The organism is Patescibacteria group bacterium (genome assembly GCA_022560785.1).
GTDB lineage: Bacteria > Patescibacteriota > Minisyncoccia > Phycocordibacterales > JADFSL01 > JADFSL01.
In genome coordinates, this window is the sequence record JADFSL010000040.1 from 1 (window position 1) to 3,863 (window position 3,863).

Consider the following 3,863-nt stretch of genomic DNA (forward strand, 5'->3'; position numbering starts at 1 on the left):
CACAACTAGGTCCTGATCTGCGTCTCCGTCAAGGTCTACTAATGTGATGCCCTCAGGGTTTGGTTCCACATCATATGTCACCTGCTCAGCAAAAATGCCACTCCCATCTTCCACTTCAACCGTAAACGCCCATGTATATGGATTAATCAGCGTAATACCTCCGGCGCTCTTTATACCTGTCGTGAGCGTAACTGAGACTTCCTCGCCAACGGCGAAGTCGTCACGAGGGTCGAGAGTTACTGTCTTAGTCCCTGCATTATAGGAATATGTTCCCCTGTGCAGACCGGTCTGCGAGGCGTGCACTACGAATGTGGTAGAATCAATTGTGGCTGGGTTCACGTCGTAGTTGAAGGTAGCTGCTATATCAGTGCTTTTGCTTATGTTTAGAGCATTCTGAGCGGGATTGACACTTACGACCTTAAATGGCTTAAAAGGCGTAGCATTTACTTCATTGCTGAAGTCGTCGCTTTCGATCAAATTACTGTCAACTGCAGTAACTCTATAATAATACGTTGTGCCATTTTGAAGTCCGGTATGAATAAAACTTGTCGATATGCCCGAAACGCTATCAATTAGAGTTGAGGCCGGCGAACTTGTGTCGCTATAAACCTTGTACCGTAATATCCCCGGTGAAACACTCGCTGTCCAATCAACTGTGACCTGTTGGTCACCGACTGTAGCAGTTAAGCTTGTTGGCGACTCGGGAGGTGGATTAGCATAGGAGAACCAGCTCTCGTGCCCTTCTACTTGGTCATCAGTACCGTCAGCATTAATATCATAAGCTGTGACGGCAATTGTATCAGAAAGTGTTACGCCGGAAAGGATATAGTTTGTTACGTTTCCGATATCAACTGAATTTGAGAAGGAATAGCCGGTGGGTGAGCCATAATGAACCTTGTATCCGGTTAAATCAGACTCCAAGTTGGCAGCCCATGGTAAAAATACACTACCGACTGCGTCGCGCTTTACCATCCTCGTGGGTGAGGATATCGGCGCCGCAGTGTCAGGTGAGGTGAGATAAGGTGAATAGGTTATCACACCGAAAGAGGGATTATTAAGAAAATCTTGGCGGACGAGGAGCGGGCGAAAATGTCTTTAAGGGAAATTGCAAATCACGTCGGAGTTACCGAGAGATATGTATTTAAGATTCAGTCAGCGTTGAAAAGCTATCCTATGAACAGTTCAGAGGATAGACCTGATTCTAAGCCCAAAAATGAGCTTTCTCGGTCTAAAACTCGCAAAGTCAAGCGCGGCGAGTCTGAATATGAAATGCAAGTTCCGGAGAAAAAAACGCTCGATTCGACAGGCAAAAAGGTCCCCGAGCACCTTGTTAAGTTTTTTGAGAGGTCTAACGAATACAGGGCTATGATTAAGCAACTCAATGATATGCTCAAGACTGTCCGGGACGGTAAGAATGCCAGCGATTTGTTCTATAAGTTCATTAAGATTGAGAACCTGACAGCAGAGATAGGAAATGTCAAACGCATATTCCGCTTCGCTATGCCCTACGCAACATGTCGGTATTGCGGAGCTGATGTTAACAATAAAGAGTGCCGCGCCTGTGACGGCGCAGGGTTTGTAAATGAAATGACCTTTAGATCCACACTCGAGGAGCTTAAATGAAGGCTGATAAAACTAATAATCACCGAGCAGCTATTCCTTCAAAATACAGAAAACTCTGCGACAGGGTTTTAACAGGCAAAGCTTCACCAAGGGAGGCAATAAAACTCCAGTGCCTTGCCTGTTTTGGTTACTGTCAATCAGAAATGGTCCAGTGTAACAGTTATCTGTGCTCGCTTTATCGTTATCGTCCCTACCAGAAGTCCGTGAAGTCGTCGACAGAGTCAGTTCAGCAATCAAACAGAGACGATTTAAGTATAGGGGGTAGTTAGGTATGGGCATGCAAAGAAAAAGTGAAATATCGGCTGAAAAGCTGAAAAAGATAATCAATTGCTGTGATCCAGAACTTGCAAGCAAAGGGAGCAGCGATGACCACTGAAACCCCCGTCAAAATTGAACCTGCGCTGCTTACAATTCCGCAGGTTTGCGAATACCTGAACATCAAGCGGGCGACATTTTACAAAATCAACGCTACAGGGGCGTTCGGGTTATTGCCTATAAAGCTTGGTACTTGCAGAAAAGTTTTATATTCAAGAGCGGAACTCGACTCCTATGTAAGAGCGGGCTGTCCGCACAGAAAAATATGGCAAACGGTTAAAGGATCGAAATTATGAAAACAAAAAAAGCCGTCTGCATTGCAGGCAAGACGGCTAAGAACAACAAACGATACAATGTAACATATCGCAAAGCTGTCCTGCTGTCAAGCTTAAAAAACAGGCTGTTTGCTGAAATCCGAAATCTTTTTTGCTTACTTGGCAATCCGTTTCTTTCACCAGATGAAAGAGCTACCTGCGAAATGCTTTTCTGGTCAACTGTCCGCAAACTTATGTTTTTGCAAAATGGAGCGGTTCTACCACCTCACAGAATCTCAGGAAATGGCTGTATGAGGGGTTTTAGCGGCGCAGAATCAACGAACACAAGCCAAAGGGTAGTCTGATATGGGTAAAGGCCAAAATATCTGGGTTGAGCGGCGTTTGATACAGTCTAAGGCGTTTCAGTCTTTAACTGCCACCGCTATTAAAGTGTTGATGATATTTCTTACCAAAAGACAATGTGAACAGATTGGCCGCAGGGGCAAAGAGCAATGGACTATCAAGAACAATGGTGAAATAACTTTTACCTACAAAGAGGCAAAAAGCAAATACAGAATCTCTGGGACGGCTTTCAGGAACGCTATTCATAAGTTGGTAGAAAAGGGTTTTATTGATATAGCAGCTACAGGAATGGGTGTACATAAGGTTACTACGTTCTACAGTATCAGCGACCGTTGGAGATTGTATGGGACAGCGGACTACGAAGAACCAAAACCAAGGTTAAAAGGACCGATTAACAGAGGTTTCCAAAAGGGCAATCAATACGGGCGAAAATGTAAAAAGAAAAATTCAACTGTTACGTACAACAATGGCTCAACTGTTACAGGACAACATAGCAAGGACAAAACAGCCAATAGCCATGTTGACGAACTAACATAGCAGGGAATTGAAAAATGAGCTTAATTTGTTTTAGAAAAAAGCCTTATGTTTCTAAATTGCCTAATTTAACGCTATGTTACAGTACAACAACGTTCTATAGAATACCAGTATCTACAGGCGCTTGAGTATATCAGTGGAGCTAATGCAGGTTAATATATTGCAGACTGAAAAAAAAGTTGAAATATTTTGGATTTTGTGTTTGACTTATTCGATTACATAATGTATTTTGTATTTATGGTAAAGAGAAAAAAGAAAATGGGCAGGCCACTCAAGAAACTAAAGGACAGACTTTCAGAGATTGTAACGTTGAGAATGACCCCTGCGGAACATAAGCAGCTAATGAAGGATGCACACGATAGCGGGTTATCTGTGTCGGTCTATCTTCAAACATGCTGGCAGAAATCGAGGGCTAAAAAATGGAACAAAAAGACCTAAATAGCTGGGAAGAATTTAAGGAATTCTTGGAAAAAATAAAAGAAGAGACTCAGGAATTAAATGCAAATCCCCATAGAGTAGGTATGGTTACAGAACCTTTGTACAGGGGACAATCTAACCATAAATGGCACCTTGAGTCTACATTGGAAAGAAAACACAAGAATACAACTCTTTATGAATACCTCACTATGCTTGAGGGCATAAAATCCAAAGTGGAACGAATTTCTGGAAAAACTTGGCCTACTTTTTCAAACATAAATAATTGTCAATTACAGAGCATCTATCAATTTACAATTGACTTGCCCAAAGATACTTCAGGTTATACTACTTTTTTAC

General features: G+C 42.5%; 6 protein-coding genes. 5 read left to right on the top strand and 1 reads right to left on the bottom strand.

Going from position 1 to position 3,863, the window contains the following annotated elements:
• Positions 1-972 (bottom strand): Ig-like domain-containing protein (locus IIB50_03025; protein ID MCH7530061.1); only part of this gene is annotated, 972 nt, incomplete at its 3' end.
• 201 nt (positions 973-1,173) lie between these two features.
• Between IIB50_03025 and IIB50_03030 the strand changes: the two genes are divergently transcribed.
• The 5 genes from IIB50_03030 to IIB50_03050 form a co-directional block, all read left to right on the top strand.
• Complete coding sequence (locus tag IIB50_03030; protein ID MCH7530062.1) at positions 1,174-1,623, top strand: hypothetical protein; 450 nt, start codon at positions 1,174-1,176, stop codon at positions 1,621-1,623.
• A gap of 344 nt (positions 1,624-1,967) precedes the next feature.
• Complete coding sequence (locus tag IIB50_03035; GenBank protein ID MCH7530063.1) at positions 1,968-2,234, top strand: helix-turn-helix domain-containing protein; 267 nt, start codon at positions 1,968-1,970, stop codon at positions 2,232-2,234.
• A 324-nt stretch (positions 2,235-2,558) separates the two neighbouring features.
• Positions 2,559-3,092: a hypothetical protein gene (locus IIB50_03040; protein ID MCH7530064.1), complete on the top strand. Its 534-nt coding sequence runs from the start codon at positions 2,559-2,561 to the stop codon at positions 3,090-3,092.
• A 234-nt stretch (positions 3,093-3,326) separates the two neighbouring features.
• The gene (locus IIB50_03045) at positions 3,327-3,527 is read left to right on the top strand and encodes a hypothetical protein (protein ID MCH7530065.1); all 201 of its coding nucleotides are present in this window, start codon (positions 3,327-3,329) and stop codon (positions 3,525-3,527) included.
• On the top strand, positions 3,509-3,863 hold a 355-nt coding region (locus IIB50_03050), incomplete at its 3' end, for an FRG domain-containing protein (protein MCH7530066.1). The genes IIB50_03045 and IIB50_03050, both read left to right, overlap by 19 nt.